Genomic DNA, 17,363 nt, shown 5'->3' with positions numbered 1-17,363 from the left:
CCTGGCACTCCGCATAATACCGTTCTCGGCATAATCGACATTATGTGGTGCACCACATAACGTCGAGATCGGCGCCGCCTGGTCCAAGCGCTCCAACGAGGGCCGCGACTATCTGGGCCTCAAGCTCGACGATCCGAGCTTCAACGCTCCGATCTACGCCAACCTCTTCGACGACGAAGATGGCGAGGGGTACTCTCTGATCTGGTCCCGCCCCAACGGTCGCCGCAGCGACTGAAGGGCGGAACAAGGCCCCGGCCGACAAGCCGGGGCCTTCTCCATGACCAAGCGCAAAGCGCCGCGCCGCCTTTCGTAGGCGCCGCTTTCAGCGAAGATTTCAGAGCCAGTTTTCAACCCGGACGCCGGGCATGCGGACGAATTCCCGCATATTGTTGGTGACGACGATCAGGCCCTCGCTGCGCGCATGCGCCCCGATCTGCATGTCATGGGGGCCGCAGGGCGTGCCCGCGCGCTCCAGCTCCGCCCGGACCTGGCCGTAATGCGCCGCCGCCTTGTCGGCGAAGGGCAGCACATCAAGCCGCGCCACGAAATGCTCGATGGCCGTCAGGTTGTGTTCCCGGCGAGCGGACTTCTCCGCGCCATAATGCAACTCGCCAAGCGTAATGCTCGATATGCAAAGCTGGTCCGCCAGGGCGTTGAACTTCTCCAGCACGGCAGGCGGATAGGTCTTCATCACATAGATGCAGATGTTGGTATCGAGCATATAGGTCAGCATCAGAAGGACTCGCGCTCTTCCGCTGCCGGTTGCACCCGCTCGCTCAGGAAGTCGTCGCTGACCCTGGGGCCATTCAGGAACAGATCGTCCCAACGCTTGCCCTGCGGTACGATCACCCGGCTGCGCCCGATCTTGAGGATGTCGACCTGATGCACATCCTCGGGGAACGCCACGGCCTTGGGCAGGCGCACCGCCTGGCTGCGATTGCTTGTGAATACCGTTGAACTGGTCATGGCCGCCTCCTACTTGTGATATGCCAGTGGGATATACATAACTTCCAGGCGCCGAAAAATCAAGGTGTCGCCCTTCGGGCCCGCGCTCTCGGCTGCGCCGGAACCACGCTTGCCAAGCGCGTTTCCGCCCTTCGGCTTCGATCGCTGACACGGACCGCAAGACCCGCAAATGCAATAGCCCCCTCCGTCGAATCAGGTGTAAGTTCAAGCAACGCAAAAGAAAAATTAACTATCCGAGTGATCGCGTTACGCGCTCAACTTATCTGGTTTCTGCAACTACAAAGATAGTCCGTTCTTCGGAACACTTCTCTGTCCGGGCATTGTTTGCGTGCGGCCCGGCAATGGGAGGTGAGGCCATGCTGCGTATCGACTGGCGCTCTCCGGCGGCCTATATTCATGTAAAGCGTATACCTGTCGCCGGTTTTGCTTGGGAATATCTTCGTCGCAATGACGATTACCTGAACGACTTCCAGACGATCGCGGGGACCAAAACGCCGGCGACCGAAGCCCTCGACGCTTTTGCGCGTCGTTGGGGGTTGCGATTTCCCGCACGATCCAAACGCACCGCCTGACCGTGGCCCAATCTGGTCGCCTCGCTTCCAGCCGCAGGCCGTCACGCTGTCGCCTGTCGAGCACCACAACGGCGAGACCGAGCCTATCGTCGCCCTGGCGCATCTCGACGGACTTGAGCTGCGGCAAGCATCAGACGGTTGGCATGGTCTCTGGGAGGTCGATGGCGTCGCACATCAATTCTGGCTGCCGCAGGCCGTGCCGGATGCGGCGGCCTTCTACGCCGCGACGCTACCCATGGACGCCTATCTGGAACTTCGGACCCATGCCGCGCGCCGGTTATGGCGCTCGCTGCAGGGCCGCGCCCCTGGGCCAGACTTCCGCGCCATCCCGGCGCAACTCAGGGAATGGCACATCCTGTCCCTGCGGGCGCTCGACGCCCGCCTGCGGGGAGAAAGCTATCGCGCCATTGCCGAAGTGCTGCTCGGGTTTCGCGGTACGAAAGAGGATTGGGAAATCGACCCGCGCAAGAACAAGGCCCGCCGCCTTGTCGCCCACGGCATCAAGATGATGCGCGGCGGCTATCGGCTCTTGCTGCACTATCCGATCAAGCCGGGCGACGGCAGGAGAGGATGAAGTCTGTCGGTACGGCGGCCGTTCGCATGGCCACCAAACGGGACGTCACCGTCATGCGTTATTAGCAGCAGCCTGTTCCAGCAACCGCTTGTAGCCCTCACGCGAAAGCCATTGAGCACGTTCCAAATGGCTCTGCCAGCAACGATAGGACCGCAGCTCTTCCGCGACCGGATCGCGGTGGAGCACGATTCGCGCAACTTCCTTCCAGTCGGCATTCTCCGCCTTGGCATCGAGAAGGCGCAGATAGGTCACGAAATGCTGCTCGTCATAGGCGGTGATCGCATCGCCCGTCGGCGCTTCGTCGGCTACATCTGGATCAAGTTCGGCGGATGTTCGCATCATCGCTCCCCACCTTTGAAGAGGCTTTGTCCGCGGTGCGCCCCCGCAAACATACTCTCTGACTCTTGGTGATCGGGGAGTTAGTAACCGTGACTAGACGGCCCCATGGCCTTTAGTTCGAAGAACCTGTTGCATACGCCACAGGCTCCCCGACCATAGGGTCAAGGAGTTTGGTGCCGTCACGGCCGACACCAACCGCTAGTCAGGGGTTACTACGCCCCCGAAGCAGCGCGTCACTGCTTCGCGTTCATTCTTAGCGAAGATGCCCGGAAATGTCTTCGCCGAATCCATGCGGCAGGCAACGAGCCGCTGAATTATTTCAACTTATCTGCCTCGGGCCGGCTCTTCAGCGGGGTGCCGCCAGCGCGTAGGCGCAAATGCGGCACGCTACCTGCCGCCGATCCCTCGCCATGGTTCGCCATAGTCCACTGCCGCAACGGCAGGTGGCGTTCACTGACGAACCAGAGGTGATCCCATGGCCATCCGCCCCACTGCGGAGATGCCGCCGCGCCTGTTGCGCACACAGGAGGCCGCGCGCTTCCTTGGCATTTCCCTTCGAACCCTTGAAAAGCATCGCACCTACGGCACCGGCCCGACCTACCGAAAGATCGGCGGTCGCGTCCTCTATGCCGTCGGCGATCTTGAAACCTGGTCCTCCATCGGCGCCCGCAAATCCACAAGCGACAAGACGGCCGGCACGGTGTTTCCCGCCCGGCCGCTGACCCCGCAAGAGCGGGGTGAGAACTGAATGCTGCGTGATGACGACCATAAACCCGCGCCGCCATCCGAGACCAGCGAACGCAGCCGCCTCGACCCCTTCGTGGTCGCGACCGGCGATGCGCCACCGCGCGACCAGCGCGATCTGATGGAACGCCCCTTCTTTTCGCTCGCCAAGGCCAAGCGAGTGACGCCGATCCTCTACGAATCCGGCGGAGTGCGCGTCGAGGTCTTTGGCGTCATGGATGCCGGCATCGCGACCATCTGGGATGCCGACATCCTGATCTGGGCCGCCTCGCAGCTCGTCGAAGCCGAGAACAACGGCCTGCGCACCTCGCGCTTCTTCCGCTTCACGCCCTATCAGCTTCTCATGGCCATTGGCCGGGCCACAGGCGCGCGCGAATACCGGCTGCTGAAGAACGCGCTGATCCGCCTCCAGTCCACTTCCATCCGCACCACGATCCGTCAGGGCGAGCATTGGCGGCGGCATCAGTTCTCCTGGATCAACGAATGGGAGGAACTGACCACCCGCGATGGCCGGATCGAGGGTATGGAGTTCGTCCTGCCCGACTGGTTCTATCGCGGCGTCATCGACCGCTCGCTCGTGCTGGCGATCGATCCCGCCTATTTCCGCCTGACCGGCGGCATCGAGCGCTGGCTCTACCGCGTCGCCCGCAAGCATGCCGGACATCAACCGCATGGTTGGCTGTTCGAGGTCACGCATCTCCACCAGAAATCCGGCTCCATGGCGCGGATCTCCGATTTCGCGCTCGACCTGCGCCGCATCGCCGCGAAGCAATCGCTGCTCGGATACCGCCTCGACATTTTTCGCGAGGGGCGGCGCGAGTATCTGCAAATCCGGCCCGAAAACTTGTCCACAGTGCCTGTGGATAACCCTGTGGAAAGGCTCGTGACTTCGGGCGCAAAGGGTATCGGGACTTCGGGCGCAGCACTATCGGGATTTCGGGCGCACGGACCCCAGTTAAGTCTTTGGCCTGAAAAGCAGAATCCGACTGCTAACTTAGAGTCTAACAAAGAATCTAACTCTTCTTCTTTGACGCGCGCGCATGCGAGGCATGGTGCCGGTGCCACTCAGCGGGGCACCAGGTCATGATCGTCGCGCTCCTCAATCAGAAGGGTGGCGTCGGCAAGACGACGCTGGCGCTCCATCTTGCGGGGGCATGGGCCGGGAGGGGAGAGCGGGTCACGCTGATCGATGCGGACCCGCAAGGCTCCGCGCTCGACTGGTCAGAACGGCGCGCCCATGAGGGCTTGCCGAGGCTGTTCAGCACCATCGGCCTTGCCCGTGACACTCTGCACCGGGAAGCGCCGGCGCTGGCCCGTGACGTCGATCACGTCGTCATCGACGGGCCGCCGCGCGTCGCCGGCCTCATGCGCTCCGCGCTCCTCGCCGCCGACTTGGTGCTGATCCCGGTACAGCCATCGCCTTTCGACGGCTGGGCCTCCGCCGAGATGCTGGCGCTCCTGACGGAGGCGCGCATCTATCGGCCCGGGCTTGTCGCACGCTTCGTCCTCAACCGCTGCGGCGCTCGCACCATCATCGCCCGCGAGACGGCCGAGACCCTGGCGGACCACGACCCGCCCTTGCTCGCCGCCACGGTCGGCCAGCGCGTCGCCTTCGCCAGCGCTGCACAATCGGGGCGGCTCGCCTCCGAGATCGATAGCGGCGCGCTGGCGGCGCGCGACATCGCAGCCCTGACCGATGAGATCGATCGTCTGGCGATCGGGAGGAGCGCGCCATGACACGCCCTCCCGTCAAGCCCGGTTTCGCATCCCGGCCGGGCGATCCCGAAAGCTGGATCAGGGCGGCCGAGCCGCCGCCAGGCGGCAAGGCCGCTGGCACCGTCAATACGGCCCGCCTGACCATCGACGTGCCGCCCGAGCTGCGCGGGCGCATCAAGGTCGCGGCTTTCCGGCGCGGAATCACCGTCGCCGACATGCTGCGCGCGCTGCTCGACCGCGAATTTCCAGCCATCGAGGGAGGCGCGTCATGATCAGTAAGGCGAGCCGCCATGCGCACGGCCGTCCGTTGCCGGACGGGCCAGCGCCATTCACCACCCTGGTCGAACTGACCTTCAAGAAGCAGAAGATCGAGCATTGGATCAGGTTCGGGCGCAAGAGTTACGAACAGATCCTCGACCGCCGCCGCAGCATCGTCGGCTTCGCACCGAACAGTGTCTTCGCCTTCGTGCGATGGGCGGCCGGCGAGCACGGCACGGTCGTTTCGCGTCTCGATATTGTGCGGGCCATCGGTCGCGGCGAGCCCTTCCAGACGCTGCCTTTCGTTCGTCCAGGCGGCGAGATCCTGCTGCGGCTGGGCGGCTGGGTGAAGGTCCAGCGCGCGCTCGTCGCGATCGACGCCGTGGACGCGATCGGTATCGATCCAGCCGACGCATCGCCCGATCATTGGCGCCATGTCCATAACCGGCTGAGCGCCGGTCTGGAGGCGCTCGCCTATTCGCCGGAGCGCCATGCCGCATGGCTCGGACGCCGGAGGATCGACCCATGACGGGCCTTCGATACCTCTCCGTCACGGCGCTGGCCGTCATCAGTATCACCGCCGCGGCGATGGTCGATATGCCGGTGAAACTGATCTGGAACGCGACGGCCAGTGCGCCGATCGGCTTCTACACCGTTGAGCCGGCAGGCCGGATCGAGGTGCCCGAGCTGGTCGCGATCATGCCGCCCGAACCGCTTGCCGGCTTCATGGTTGGGCGCGGCTATGTCGCCCGCGACGTCCCCCTCCTGAAACGTGTTCTCGGCCTGCCAGGCCAGCGCGTTTGTCGGACCGGCCGTACCATCACCGTCGACAATGTGGAGATGGGCGACGCGCTGGAGCGCGACCGGATCGGGCGCGATCTGCCTCTCTGGCAGGGCTGCCGCCTCATCGCCGAGGGCGAGCTCTTCCTCATGAACTGGGACGTCCGGGACAGCGTCGACGGCCGCTACTTCGGATCCATCCCTGCAAGTTCCGTCATCGGACGGGCGCTGCCGCTCTGGACCGATGAGGAAGGCGACGGGCGCTACGTCTGGCGCGCGCCTACCCACTGACCGCTTTCCCATCGGCGGGAGCGGTGTCCGCCGATGGGTTTCCCCACACCACCGCAAGGAGACAGTCATGCCGCAAATCGGTCAATTCCATCGCGACGCATCCGGCTATACGGGAGAGCTTGTCACGCTCACCCTCAAGCGGGAACTCGTCATCGTTCCCGCAGACCATTCCGACGCCGAGAACGCGCCGGACTACCGCGTCCATTACATCGAGCATGATGGCCCGGAGGTCGGTGCAGCGTGGAAACGTACCGGCGAGAGGGCCGGCGAGTATCTGTCCGTGCTGCTCGATGATCCTGCCTTGCCGCAGCCGATCCGCGCCAACCTCTTCCAGAACAGCGACGACAAATCGTCATGGTCGCTGCACTGGAGCCGTCCGAAGCCGCGTGAGGATCGGGATTGATGGCCATGCGATATCACGCCACCTCCGCGCTACAATTCCTCGTCCCGGTGTTTGCCGTCGCCTTCAGCTTCACCGGCGGATCAGCCTATGCCGTCGCGCAATCGACGCCGGTTGTTCAGCTTGCGGCTGTTCATCCCCATGCCGCTCACATCGCCGAGGCGTCGCAGCGCTTCGGCATTCCAGAACCCTGGATTCGCGCCGTGCTGCGCGCCGAGAGCGCGGGTGACGTGCGCGCCATCTCCTCGGCGGGGGCGATGGGCCTGATGCAGGTCATGCCCGATACCTGGGCGGGCCTGCGCGTCCGTTATGGCCTCGGCCGCGATCCCTATCAGCCGCGCGACAACATCCTCGCAGGCACCGCCTATCTGCGCGAGATGTGGGATCGCTACGGCAATGTCGCGGCGATGCTCGCCGCCTACAATGCCGGTCCCGGTCGCTATGACGAGCATCGCTCGACGGGTCGAGCCTTGCCCGCCGAAACCCGTGCCTATGTCGCCGCGCTCGCGCCGATCCTCGGCGGCACGGCGCCATCGGGCGATCCGGCGAAGCGCGCAGAACCGCCGCCCGATTGGCGTGATGCGCCGCTCTTCGTCATGCGTTCGACCGACATGCGCGCCGCAGTCGCGTCGTCGTCCGAACAGCGGTCCGGCGACAGTCGCATCCCCGTTCCGGGTCGCGATCCCGCCGATGCGGAGCCGCAGGACGGCAGCATGTTTGTCGCCCGCTCTGGCGACGGAAACCGGCCATGAGCATGGCGGTCCCGTTCTCGGCAGCGTTCGTTCCGGTGTGCAGTCAGGCAGGAGGTCGCCTGGCTGCATTCCGGGTTGGAAGGGCAGAAAGGTCAGGAAGGGCGGAGGGCAAGATAAAGGAACATGGCACCACGTCGCCCATGTTCTCGAAATTGTTGTTGTCTGCGCACTGGTTAGGTGCGCCGCGAGCGGCACCCTGTTTTTGGACGGCGCGAGCCGCGATTTTGCGCAAAGCCTTGGCTTTGCTGGGTTTCAACCGGCACCATGGCCGCCGAACGCCCGATTTTCCGCGATCTAGACCGGTGGTGCAGTCATGAGCGCCGACGATGAGAACCGCTTCCGGCCCAAGCCCGGCCGCATCCGATCCGACACGCCCAAGGCCGGTAAGGCCAAGAGCTTTCTGACGCAGGCCAAGAAGCTCGCGCGCCAGCACAGCAACGCCCATCCTAAATATTCGCCGCGTTTTCCCTCACGGTCGGGCGCGAACAGCGCCGCCAAGAGTGGCAAAGGGTCTCGCTCGACCGGAGGACCGGGCGTGCGGCGTGGTCGGGGCGCGTCCTTCGTCCGCTCGCGCACGCTGTCGGGCGGCTGGAAGCACAGCACTCCCGGCATGCGCCGCGTCATCGTGAAAACGCGATACGTTCAGCAGGCCGGGAAGAACGGCAAGGCGGCGGCCCATCTGCGCTATATCCAGCGCGACGGCACCTCGCGCGACGGCGAGCGCGGCCAGCTCTATTCCGCGACCGACGATCGCGCCGATGGCGATGCTTTCCTCGATCGCGGCAAGGACGATCGCCACCAGTTCCGGTTCATCGTCTCGCCGGAAGACGGCGTGGACCTGACCGACCTGAAGGAGCACACCCGCGACCTCATGCGCCAGATCGAAACCGACCTCGGCACGAAACTCGATTGGGTAGCGGTCAACCACTACAATACCGGCCATCCCCATGTGCATGTCATCGTCCGGGGCAAGGACGAGTTGGGCGAGAATCTGGTTATCAACGGCGACTATCTCGCCAACGGCATCCGCGAGCGGGCGAGCGAGCTGACCACGCTGGAGCTTGGTCCCGTCACGGAGATCGAGCAGACGCGCAAGCTGTCGGCAGAAGTCGATCAGGACCGTTTCACCCGCATCGACCGGGCGATAACAGAGGAAGCCGATGAACACTTCATCGACCTGCGCCATGAACCCGACGATCCGCGTCGCCAGTTTGACCGGACGCTGCGCCTGCGCCGCCTGGGCAAGCTGGAACAGATGGGCCTCACCACCGAACATGCGCCTGGCGTCTGGGAGTTGAGCGAGCTGATGGAGCCAACCTTGCGCGAGCTGGGCGAGCGCGGCGACATCATCCGCAACATGCACAAGGCGCTGAAGGCCGATGGGCTGGAGCGCGATTCCATGACATTCCAGCTTCATGATGCCGCGCCCGAGACGCCCATCGTCGGCCGCGTCGTGGACAAATATCTGACCGACGAGATGGGCGAGAACCTGACCGTCGTGGTAGACGGGATCGACGGCCGGACGCATCATGTTCCGGGCATCGACCCCGCCCGCGTCGATGACGCCCGGATCGGCAGCGTCATCGAGATCGGTCCCGCCGACACGACACAGCGGCCATCCGATCGGACCATTGCGGCAATCGCCGAGGACGGCATCTATCGGCGGAGCCGCCATCTGGAACAGGCGAAGTTCGAGGGCCGCGTTCCGGGCGGCGATTATGAGGGATTTGTCGATGCCCATGTGCGGCGGCTGGAGGCGCTGCGCCGCGCCGGGATCGTCGAGCGGATCGACACGAACCAATGGCGCATCCCCGACGATTTCGAAAGCCGCGCCGTCGCCTACGATGCCGGCCGGAATCGGCAGGCCAGCGTTCGCGTGCTTTCGGTGCTCGACCTTGAGAAGCAGATCGGCGCGGACGGCGCGACCTGGCTGGACCGGCGCTTGGTTTCGCCTGACGCATCGGATCTCGCTCCGGCCGGTTTCGGCCAGCAGGTGCGCGAGGCGATGGATCAGCGCCGCGAGCATCATATCGAACAGGGTGACGCCACCCGATCGCGGGACGGCCGCATCCTCTACCGGCGCAGCCTTCTCGCCACGCTGCGCGAGCGCGAAGTCGCCGCCGCCGGCGCGGATATCTCCGTGAGCAAGGCGCTGCCCTTCCGGGAGGCCACGGACGGCGAAACCGTCAGCGGCAAGTTCACCGGCACAGTGCAGCTAACCAGCGGCAAGTTCGCCATCGTCGAGAAGGCGCACGAGTTCACTCTTGTCCCATGGCGGCCAGTCATAGACCGCCAGCTTGGCCGCGAGGTTGCTGGTGTCGTGCAGGGCGGATCGGTGTCGTGGCAGTTGGGAAGGCAGAGAGGAATGGGACTGTGATGGCAGACGGAGGGCGCTTTCAGTGGCAGGTCATGGCAACGACAGCGGCTTAGGCACCTCCCATCATCCTAGAGAATTCGACGGTACCGGCGACAGGAACACCGACGCGCATCAAAGAGATTTCCCTGCAACAGCATGCGGTGACCGGTGAATCAAGTTATAACATTCTTATAATAGTATAAGTATATTGACATTGTCAGCTAGTTGGTCCAACTTCCTGCCAAATTGCAACATTGTTTGGGGAAAAGATTTGCCCGCACCTCTCTCCGGTACAGACGTCGATTTTCTTATTCATGCGTATGAGCGGATTTATCGCATTCGCCAGTTCGAGCAGTCGGCATTAGATCTCAGTACGACCAAGGACGCGCTCATTGCCGGCTCAGTACATCTTTGTGCAGGGCAGGAAGCCGTGCCGGTGGGCGCGATGGCGGGGCTCGGTCCTGATGACCGGGTTATTGCGACCTATCGCGGCCATGGCTGGGCACTTGAGACGGGCGTCCCTGAACTCGAGCTATTCGCCGAACTCTGCCACCGCAAGGCGGGTGTTAATGGTGGGCGAAGTGGTTCTGCGCTCGTTACAGCGCCAAATGAAAGATTCATTGGGGAAAATTCGATCGTTGGCGCCGGTGGACCGGTCGCTTGCGGTGTCGCGATGGCCGCTCAGCTTGATGGTGCTGATCGTGTTTGCGTGGTGACCTTTGGCGATGGGGCCACTAGTCAAGGGGCTCTGCACGAAGCGTTCGTCTTCGCATCTGCCTACAAGTTGCCGGTTATCTTTGTTTGCGAGAATAATGGCTGGTCAGAAATGACCCCGACGCAATCAATCACGGGGATGGAGCGCCTCGCTCGGCGGGCCAGTGCATATGGCATGCAGTCAGCGACTATCGACGGCACAGATCCGTTGATCGTCCGAGACAGTTTCGCAATTGCGCGCGCCGCGGCGATCGCCGGCAAAGGCCCGATCCTGATCGAATGTCAGGTTCCGCGACTTTGGGGTCATTACAATCGCGATATTGAACATTACCGACCGAAAGCGAATCGCGAAGAGAGTCGCGAGCGTGACCCGCTTCGGGTGCTCGAAGCGCGACTTTGTGATGCCGGTGTTAGTAGTCCTGCTGAACTCTCTCTACTGCAGGAACGGCTCGATCGGGATTGGGCAGCAATTCTCGAGAAGGTGCGGGTTATGCCTGCGCCGGATGTAGAGACCGCCGCGGATCACGTCGTTGAGGCCGTTGTGACACCACCAGCAGACCCCAACGCTCACGAAACCGGGAAAAAGTTGACCTATATCCAAGCGGTGAATGAGGCGTTGAAACGTGAATTGACCGAACGTGGCGAGGTTCTGGTTTACGGAGAGGATGTCGGCCACTCCGGAGGTATTTTCGGTGCCTCGCGCTATCTTCAACGGGATTTTGGCGCATCAAGGGTTTTCGATACGCCAATCGCAGAGGCGGCCATACTCGGCTCCGCGGTCGGTCTTGCATTGGAAGGAAAACGGCCAGTTGTTGAAATAATGTGGGCTGATTTTCTTCTGGTCGCTCTGGATCAGATTATCAATCAGGCCGCAAATGTCCGCTATCTGACGCGCGGAACGCGTCAGGCGCCAATTGTAGTCCGAGTTCAGCAAGGGGCTACACCAGGCTCCACTGCCCAACATTCGCAATCCCTCGAAGGCATGTTGGCCCATGTGCCTGGTCTTCGCATCGGGCTGCCGTCGACGCCCGACGATGCCTATCACATGCTGCGTGCGGCCATTGCCGGGAATGATCCCTCGGTAATCATCGAATCCCGGGCTCTCTACCAGCACTCCGGTGAGGTTCGCACCGAGGCAGCGCGGCAAAGCACTTCAGGAGCGGCATTGCGGCGGAGCGGTGACCAGATGACGCTGGTCGGCTGGGGAGCAGTCATGCCCGCGATTGAGGCTGCGGCAGATGAACTGGAGCTTGCTGGAATCAGCGTATCGGTTCTCGATTTGCGCTGGCTGGCTCCGGTCGACTGGGAAAGGCTTTGCACCACCGTAACGGCGACCGGTGGTCGAGTTGTCGTGGTGCATGAAGCCAATCTCACCGGCGGTTTCGGCGCCGAGATCGTCGCCGGACTGGCAGAAAGGCTTGGACCTGCGGCGATTGGTTTCCGACGGGTTGCTACGCCCGATGTTCGCATGCCCGCCTCGCCGGTGTTACAGGCTGCACTGTTGCCAGGTGCCTCAAAAATCGTAGCGGCGGCGCAGGACTTGCTGCGCTCCAATGAGCAACCGATCAGAGAGGAATACGCCTGATGGCCGAAATCAAGGAAAAAGCCGGGCGTTTCCAGATTAACTCGGTCGTGCGTGGCGTGAACATTCTAACAGCCATCGCGCGCAGTGATCAGGGGCTCAGCGTTCGCGAGATTGCAGAAGCCATCGGCGTTGAGCGCCAGACCGCATACCATCTTGTCCATACGCTTGAGGATGAGGGCTTCATCTCCCGGGACGATCGGCGCAATTATCGCCTCGGGTTGCGGGTCGGCGCGCTCGCCGAGGCCTTTAGTCGCCAGTTTTCAGCACCGGATTACATGCTGCCTTTGGTACGCAGTCTGGCGTCAGAGACCGGCGAAACTTGCTATGTCGTCGGCTGGTGGCAGGGTGAGATTGTCATCATCGAGGTCGTCGGCGGCTCTAATGCGAAGCGGTCGGCCGAAATGCCTCATGGTCAATATCTGCATGCACACGCTCGGGCGGCCGGCAAGGTTCTGCTGGCCTATGCTGCTACTGCGCGCACGGCAGAGTATCTGCTTAACCATCAGCCACTGGCGAAGCTGACCGACAATACGCTGACCGATTTCAAGGCCCTTCAGGCCGAGTTCGTCCGTATTCGCGCCGAAGGCATCGCATTTGACAATGAGGAATTCGCCGCCGGTATTTCCTGTATGGCGATGCCATTGGAAGCCGGAACGGCCCCGTATGCTTTGGCATTGTCCGCTCCTACCGAGCGGTTCCAAGCCTTCCGTGAAACCTATCAGCAAAAGCTGGCTGCACTGGTCAAGCGCAGTTGAGAGGATGAGACCATGACGATCAAGCTTTTCGATTGCACCGATGTTGCAGCACCGTTTGGAAACTACGCACATGGAGCGATCATCCCGCCCGGAGCGACCACCATCCATCTAGCGGGCCAAGTGGGTGTCCGCCCCGATGGTTCGATCCCCGATGATGCTGGCGAACAGACCCGGATTATCTTCGCCAATATCGAAGCCGTTTTGGCGAGCCAGGGCTTTGCTTTCGGTGACATCGTCAAGATGAGCTATTTCGTGGTCGACGCTGAGGATTTGCCGTCAATCAGGGCCGTGCGAGATACAGCGATTTCCGCTCCTTGGCCGGCTGCCTCGCTAGTGCTTGTGAAGGCGCTTGGGCGTCGCGAATGGAAGCTCGAGGTCGAATGCATCGCCGCCCGTATAGGAGAAGCGTGATGCGAAATTCGCTGTCTGAGGCAGATCGCGCGTTCATCCTCCATCCACAGACTGATCCAGCTGCTCTCGACGCGCAGGGGCCGCTTATCATCGAACGTGGCGAAGGTGTTTTCGTTACCGACGTGACCGGCCGCAGCTATCTTGAGGGGATGTCGAGCCTATGGTGCGCCGCGCTTGGCTTCAACGAAGCGCGGCTGGCGCAGGTTGCTGCGGATCAGATCGCCCAGCTTGGCACTTATCACACCTTCAACCGGCGATCCAATCCTGCCTGTATCGAACTGGCCGAGCGATTGATGGCCATATCACCGATGCCAGACGGAAAGGTGATCTTCGCCAATTCCGGTTCAGAAGCGGTGGATACGATGATCAAGTTGGCCTGGCTCTATCATCGCGGCCAAGGCAAACCTGACAGACGAAAGATCATCAGCCGCCGGCGCGCCTATCATGGCAGCACTGTGCTGGGCGCAACATTAAGCGGCCTCTCCCACGTTCGCGGTGCCTTTGCCTGGTCCGATGAGAGTGTCATTTTTGCCGCGACACCGCATCACTACGAATATGGAGAGCCTGGGGAAACCGAGGATGATTTCGCCGACCGGCTTGTTCAAGAGATTGCGGCACTGATCGAGGCTGAAGGCCCCGATACCATTGCGGCGATGATCGTTGAGCCGGTAATGGGTGCGGGAGGCGTAATCATTCCGCCGGCCAACTATTTCCCCCGGCTTGCGACTCTTCTGCGGGAGCATGGAATTCTGCTGCTTTGTGACGAGGTCATCTGCGGTTTTGGTCGAACGGGGGAGTGGTTTGGCTGCCAAACGCTTGGCTTCCGTCCTGACATGATGAGCGTCGCGAAGGCGCTCTCTTCGGGCTATCAGCCAATCGGCGCGACCTTGCTCGCGACCGGCGTGGCTCAGGTCATCGAGGCAGAGGCTAGTCGCTTGGGCGTTCTAGGCCATGGTTTTACCTACGCCGGTCATCCAGTGACCAGTGCGGTGGCGTTGGAAACACTGCGTATCTACGATGAGATCGACCTGCCTCGGCGAGTCAGGGCGCTGGCTCCAGCATTTGGCGCGCATCTTCAAACGCTTGCCGATCATCCGCTGGTCGGGCACAGCCGAAGCATCGGTCTGATCGGAGCGATTGAACTAGTCGCAGATCGTGCGGCCCGCCAGCACTTCCCTCCCGAACAAGCCGTGGGAGCCAGACTGATCGCGCTTGCGTTGGAACAGGGGCTAATCCTGCGTAATCTAGGCGACACGATCGCTATCTGCCCGCCACTCATCATTACCCCTGAAGAGCTTGACAGCCTTTTCGCCCGGTTGGGCCTGGCTCTTGGTGAACTGTCGACCGAGCTGGCTGCTGCCAACACAAAGGAACCAGCATGATAGACGAGCTCCTTAATCGCGACGCCATTGGCCAAGCCGAGGCTATCGCCCGAGGCGACGCAACTCCGACCGAACTTGCCCTAGCAGCTATTGCCAAGATCGAAACCTTTGAGCCGCAGTTGAACGCGGTGACACAACGGTTCTTTGATGCAGCTCTAAAGGACGCCGCCGGCGATCTACCAACCGGACCGTTTCGGGGCGTCCCCTTCCTTGTCAAGGACTTTTACTGCCATGTTGCAGGGACGCCCACCACCGGCAGTTCGCGACTGCTTGAGGGTAATGTCATTGATCATGATAGCGAATTGATGGCCCGCTATCGCCGGGCCGGATTCGTAACTCTTGGCAAAACGAATGTGCCCGAAATGGTGACCATGGGCACCACCGAGCCGGTTTGGCGAGGTCCGACGCGCAATCCATGGAATACTGGACATACACCGGGAGGTTCCTCAGGGGGGGCGGCGGCGGCTGTTGCGGCTGGTTATGTTCCCGTTGCACATGCCAATGACGGAGCGGGCTCTATTCGCATTCCTGCATCATGTTGCGGCCTTTTCGGCTTAAAGCCCTCCCGAGCGCGCATCACGCTAGGGCCGGATGTGGGAGAAGCGATTGGTGGGATCACCGCCGAACACGTAGTGTCACGATCAGTTCGTGACAGTGCTGCCATTCTTGACGCGACAGCCGGTTCACTGCCGGGCGACCCTTATGTCGCTCCGCAACCCGAGCAAACATTCCTCGCAGCACTGGCTTCTCCCCGAAAGGGATTGCGTATCGGGGTAACTTTCGATGCACCGGACGGAACCCGGGTTGAACCAGAATGTCGTGACGCGGTCGGGCGTGCGGTCGAGCTGTTGCGACATCTCGGCCATCAAGTCGAGGAGACGTCACTTCCATTCGACGGCCAAGCGTTCCGTGCGGCGCTGGCGACTTTCTGGCCGATGACCGTAACACGGGGTCTGATGGCCATCGCCGCGTCCCGAGGCGAAGATCCCGATTTGCTTGTGCGCGAGTTGGAGCCCTTCAACCAGTATCTGTTCACACAAGGGAACTCACGGCGAGCGGTCGACTACATTCGCGACCTTGTCTTCTTCCAGGCAATGGCGCGCATGATGGGGCGCTTCTATGAGATGTGGGATATTTGGCTTTCTCCGACCCTTGCCTTCGCACCGCCACCGCTTGGCTATTTCGATGCGGCGAAACATGGCGGCGAGACCGCCTGGAGCCGGGTTCTGGATTCCTTCATCTTCACGGCGCCCGCCAACGTTACCGGTCTGCCATCCGCGAGCGTGCCTATGGCTATATCTGCAGAAGGACTTCCCATTGGTGTCCAACTCACCGCGAAGCTGAATGACGAAGCGACGATCCTGAATCTTTCAGCACAGATCGAAGAGGCAAATCCCTGGGCTATGCCTAGGCGCTAAAAATCAACCAAAAAATCAGACAAAGAGGGAACTTAAAGAATGGGTCACAATATTGAACGAAGGAGCATACTGAAAGCTTCCGCTTGGCTGGCGGGCGCAGCGGGCCTTCTTGTTGGCGCCAATGGTACAAGGGCACAGGCTTCGGGTGAGCCGATCCCGGTTGGTCAAGCCGCGCCGCTGACGGATTTTGCCGCCGCTGACGGGATTGAATTTCGCAATGGCCTAATCATGGCTTGTGACGAGATCAATGCGCTCGGGGGCGTTCTCGGCCGACCGCTCGAACCTCATTTCGAAGATACCAAGCAGATGGGGGACGCGACCAACGTGCAGGCGGTGCAACGTCTGATCGACCGCTACGGCGTTCATGCAGTAATTAATGGCTACAATACCGGTTCAGGGTCAGCGGTGCAGGATGCAATCGCAGATGCCGGGATCATCTATATGCACAACGATACCTCCAGCGGGCATAGTGTCCTGATTGGATCGGACCCAGAGCGTTATTTCGGCTCGTTCCAGACTGATCCTGCCGAGACATGGTATGGGTCAGGCCTTCTGAAATTCCTGTCCGGCATCGTCGACCGAGGGGAATTCACGCCGGTCAATAAGAAACTCGCGATCATACTTTCGGCTGGAACCTACTCCTCGAACATCGCCAATGTAGTTCGCGAAGGTGCCACCGCTTTGGGCTGGGAAGTCAGCCTTTACGAGACCGTCAATGTGCCAATTTCGGAGTGGGGGCCAACGCTCTCGAAGTTGCGCCAAGATCCGCCCGGCGTGATCGTCGTTACACACTATTTCCCGGCGGATCTGGCTCAGTTCATGGTGCAGTTCATAAACAATCCAACGCCGAGCCTGATTTATATGCAATATGGGCCTTCGGTTAAATCTTTTCGTGACATAGCCGGACCAGCCGCCGCCGGAGTCGTTTTCTCGACTGTGATCGGAGTCTTGCAAGACCAGATCGGCCTCGAATTCGAAACCCGCTACAAGAAGCGTTTCGGGGCAGATGCCGGGCATAATTCAGGAGTCCAGTCCTATAATGCCGCTTGGCTTTGGGCAACGGCGGCCGCGCTGGCCGGTGGTTCTGGCGCACCGGGTGAGGAAGACCAGAACCGCAAGGTAGCGGACCGCATCCGCACGATGATCCACCGTGGCCCCAATGGCACTACACGGTTCATTGCAGGTGAACAGGCAGCTGCCTCCTATCCGGGGGGCACGGATGATCCCTCGCTTGGTATGCCGCATCAGTTCCTGCAGATTCAAGATCATACCGCCGAGCCGGTTCTGATTGCCCCATGGCCCTATGCGAAGGCGGGCTTAATCACGCCGCCGTGGATCAAGGCGTAAACC

At 61.7% G+C, this 17,363-nt stretch carries 19 protein-coding genes and 2 pseudogenes; 18 read left to right on the top strand and 3 right to left on the bottom strand.

Annotation, left to right across the window (positions count from 1 at the left end):
• Window positions 1-64 precede the first annotated feature (64 nt).
• Window positions 65-235 (top strand): annotated as a pseudogene (locus CEV34_RS23340) (DUF736 domain-containing protein); the annotation flags it as partial.
• Between the two features lie 99 nt (window positions 236-334).
• Here the strand turns inward: CEV34_RS23340 and vapC are convergent.
• Window positions 335-733, bottom strand: coding sequence for a type II toxin-antitoxin system tRNA(fMet)-specific endonuclease VapC (vapC, locus tag CEV34_RS23335; protein WP_094544692.1), 399 nt, complete (start codon window positions 731-733; stop codon window positions 335-337).
• Window positions 733-966 carry a type II toxin-antitoxin system VapB family antitoxin gene (gene vapB / locus CEV34_RS23330; protein ID WP_094544691.1) on the bottom strand — a complete coding sequence of 78 codons (234 nt, stop codon included), beginning with the start codon at window positions 964-966 and terminating at the stop codon, window positions 733-735. The genes vapC and vapB overlap by 1 nt, the downstream gene beginning before the upstream one ends.
• Window positions 967-1,322: 356 nt before the next feature.
• Here vapB and CEV34_RS23325 point away from each other — a divergent pair, with 356 nt between their 5' ends.
• Together CEV34_RS23325 and CEV34_RS23320 are read left to right on the top strand one after the other, a co-directional pair.
• Window positions 1,323-1,538: a transcriptional regulator domain-containing protein gene (locus CEV34_RS23325; RefSeq protein WP_094544690.1), complete on the top strand. Its 216-nt coding sequence runs from the start codon at window positions 1,323-1,325 to the stop codon at window positions 1,536-1,538.
• Window positions 1,486-2,112 carry a DUF2285 domain-containing protein gene (locus CEV34_RS23320; protein WP_179253649.1) on the top strand — a complete coding sequence of 209 codons (627 nt, stop codon included), beginning with the start codon at window positions 1,486-1,488 and terminating at the stop codon, window positions 2,110-2,112. The genes CEV34_RS23325 and CEV34_RS23320 overlap by 53 nt, the downstream gene beginning before the upstream one ends.
• 51 nt (window positions 2,113-2,163) lie before the next feature.
• Here CEV34_RS23320 and CEV34_RS23315 read toward each other — a convergent pair.
• Window positions 2,164-2,457 (bottom strand): annotated as a pseudogene (locus CEV34_RS23315) (DNA -binding domain-containing protein); the annotation flags it as partial.
• Window positions 2,458-2,926: 469 nt separating this feature from the next.
• On the opposite strand from CEV34_RS23315, the gene CEV34_RS23310 reads away from it, so the two are divergent.
• The 15 genes from CEV34_RS23310 to CEV34_RS23235 all read left to right on the top strand — a co-directional run bounded on the left by CEV34_RS23310 (window position 2,927) and on the right by CEV34_RS23235 (window position 17,360).
• Window positions 2,927-3,199, top strand: coding sequence for a helix-turn-helix transcriptional regulator (locus CEV34_RS23310; protein ID WP_179253647.1), 273 nt, complete (start codon window positions 2,927-2,929; stop codon window positions 3,197-3,199).
• Window positions 3,200-4,282 (top strand): replication initiator protein A, encoded by a 1,083-nt coding sequence (locus CEV34_RS23305; protein ID WP_094544688.1) that lies wholly within the window; start codon window positions 3,200-3,202, stop codon window positions 4,280-4,282.
• Window positions 4,279-4,932: a ParA family partition ATPase gene (gene parA / locus CEV34_RS23300; RefSeq protein ID WP_094544687.1), complete on the top strand. Its 654-nt coding sequence runs from the start codon at window positions 4,279-4,281 to the stop codon at window positions 4,930-4,932. The genes CEV34_RS23305 and parA overlap by 4 nt, the downstream gene beginning before the upstream one ends.
• Window positions 4,929-5,183: a ribbon-helix-helix protein gene (locus CEV34_RS23295; RefSeq protein ID WP_094544686.1), complete on the top strand. Its 255-nt coding sequence runs from the start codon at window positions 4,929-4,931 to the stop codon at window positions 5,181-5,183. Before parA ends, CEV34_RS23295 begins: the two co-directional genes overlap by 4 nt.
• Complete coding sequence (locus CEV34_RS23290; RefSeq protein WP_094544685.1) at window positions 5,180-5,698, top strand: DUF2840 domain-containing protein; 519 nt, start codon at window positions 5,180-5,182, stop codon at window positions 5,696-5,698. The genes CEV34_RS23295 and CEV34_RS23290 overlap by 4 nt, the downstream gene beginning before the upstream one ends.
• Window positions 5,695-6,240 (top strand): S26 family signal peptidase, encoded by a 546-nt coding sequence (locus tag CEV34_RS23285; protein ID WP_094544684.1) that lies wholly within the window; start codon window positions 5,695-5,697, stop codon window positions 6,238-6,240. Before CEV34_RS23290 ends, CEV34_RS23285 begins: the two co-directional genes overlap by 4 nt.
• A gap of 67 nt (window positions 6,241-6,307) precedes the next feature.
• Entirely contained in the window at window positions 6,308-6,643 is a 336-nt protein-coding gene (locus CEV34_RS23280) for a DUF736 domain-containing protein (RefSeq protein ID WP_094544683.1), read from the top strand.
• Complete coding sequence (locus tag CEV34_RS23275; protein WP_179253645.1) at window positions 6,643-7,392, top strand: lytic transglycosylase domain-containing protein; 750 nt, start codon at window positions 6,643-6,645, stop codon at window positions 7,390-7,392. Before CEV34_RS23280 ends, CEV34_RS23275 begins: the two co-directional genes overlap by 1 nt.
• Window positions 7,393-7,705: 313 nt before the next feature.
• Complete coding sequence (locus tag CEV34_RS27685) at window positions 7,706-9,769, top strand: relaxase/mobilization nuclease domain-containing protein (protein WP_094544681.1); 2,064 nt, start codon at window positions 7,706-7,708, stop codon at window positions 9,767-9,769.
• 250 nt (window positions 9,770-10,019) lie between these two features.
• Window positions 10,020-12,047 carry an alpha-ketoacid dehydrogenase subunit alpha/beta gene (locus CEV34_RS23260; RefSeq protein WP_210199593.1) on the top strand — a complete coding sequence of 676 codons (2,028 nt, stop codon included), beginning with the start codon at window positions 10,020-10,022 and terminating at the stop codon, window positions 12,045-12,047.
• Entirely contained in the window at window positions 12,047-12,802 is a 756-nt protein-coding gene (locus CEV34_RS23255; protein ID WP_094544680.1) for an IclR family transcriptional regulator, read from the top strand. Before CEV34_RS23260 ends, CEV34_RS23255 begins: the two co-directional genes overlap by 1 nt.
• Before the next feature lie 12 nt (window positions 12,803-12,814).
• A complete protein-coding gene (locus CEV34_RS23250; protein WP_094544679.1) occupies window positions 12,815-13,213 on the top strand; it encodes a RidA family protein in 399 nt (132 codons plus the stop codon).
• Entirely contained in the window at window positions 13,213-14,595 is a 1,383-nt protein-coding gene (locus CEV34_RS23245) for an aminotransferase (RefSeq protein WP_179253643.1), read from the top strand. The genes CEV34_RS23250 and CEV34_RS23245 overlap by 1 nt, the downstream gene beginning before the upstream one ends.
• Window positions 14,592-16,013 carry an amidase gene (locus CEV34_RS23240; protein WP_094544677.1) on the top strand — a complete coding sequence of 474 codons (1,422 nt, stop codon included), beginning with the start codon at window positions 14,592-14,594 and terminating at the stop codon, window positions 16,011-16,013. Before CEV34_RS23245 ends, CEV34_RS23240 begins: the two co-directional genes overlap by 4 nt.
• Window positions 16,014-16,052: 39 nt before the next feature.
• Complete coding sequence (locus CEV34_RS23235) at window positions 16,053-17,360, top strand: ABC transporter substrate-binding protein (RefSeq protein ID WP_210199592.1); 1,308 nt, start codon at window positions 16,053-16,055, stop codon at window positions 17,358-17,360.
• Window positions 17,361-17,363: the final 3 nt, after the last annotated feature.

Origin of the sequence: Brucella pseudogrignonensis, from assembly GCF_002252525.1 — a bacterium.
GTDB lineage: Bacteria > Pseudomonadota > Alphaproteobacteria > Rhizobiales > Rhizobiaceae > Brucella > Brucella pseudogrignonensis.
The sequence above is the reverse complement of the archived record's forward strand: the minus strand, read 5'-3'. Positions and strand labels throughout refer to the sequence as shown.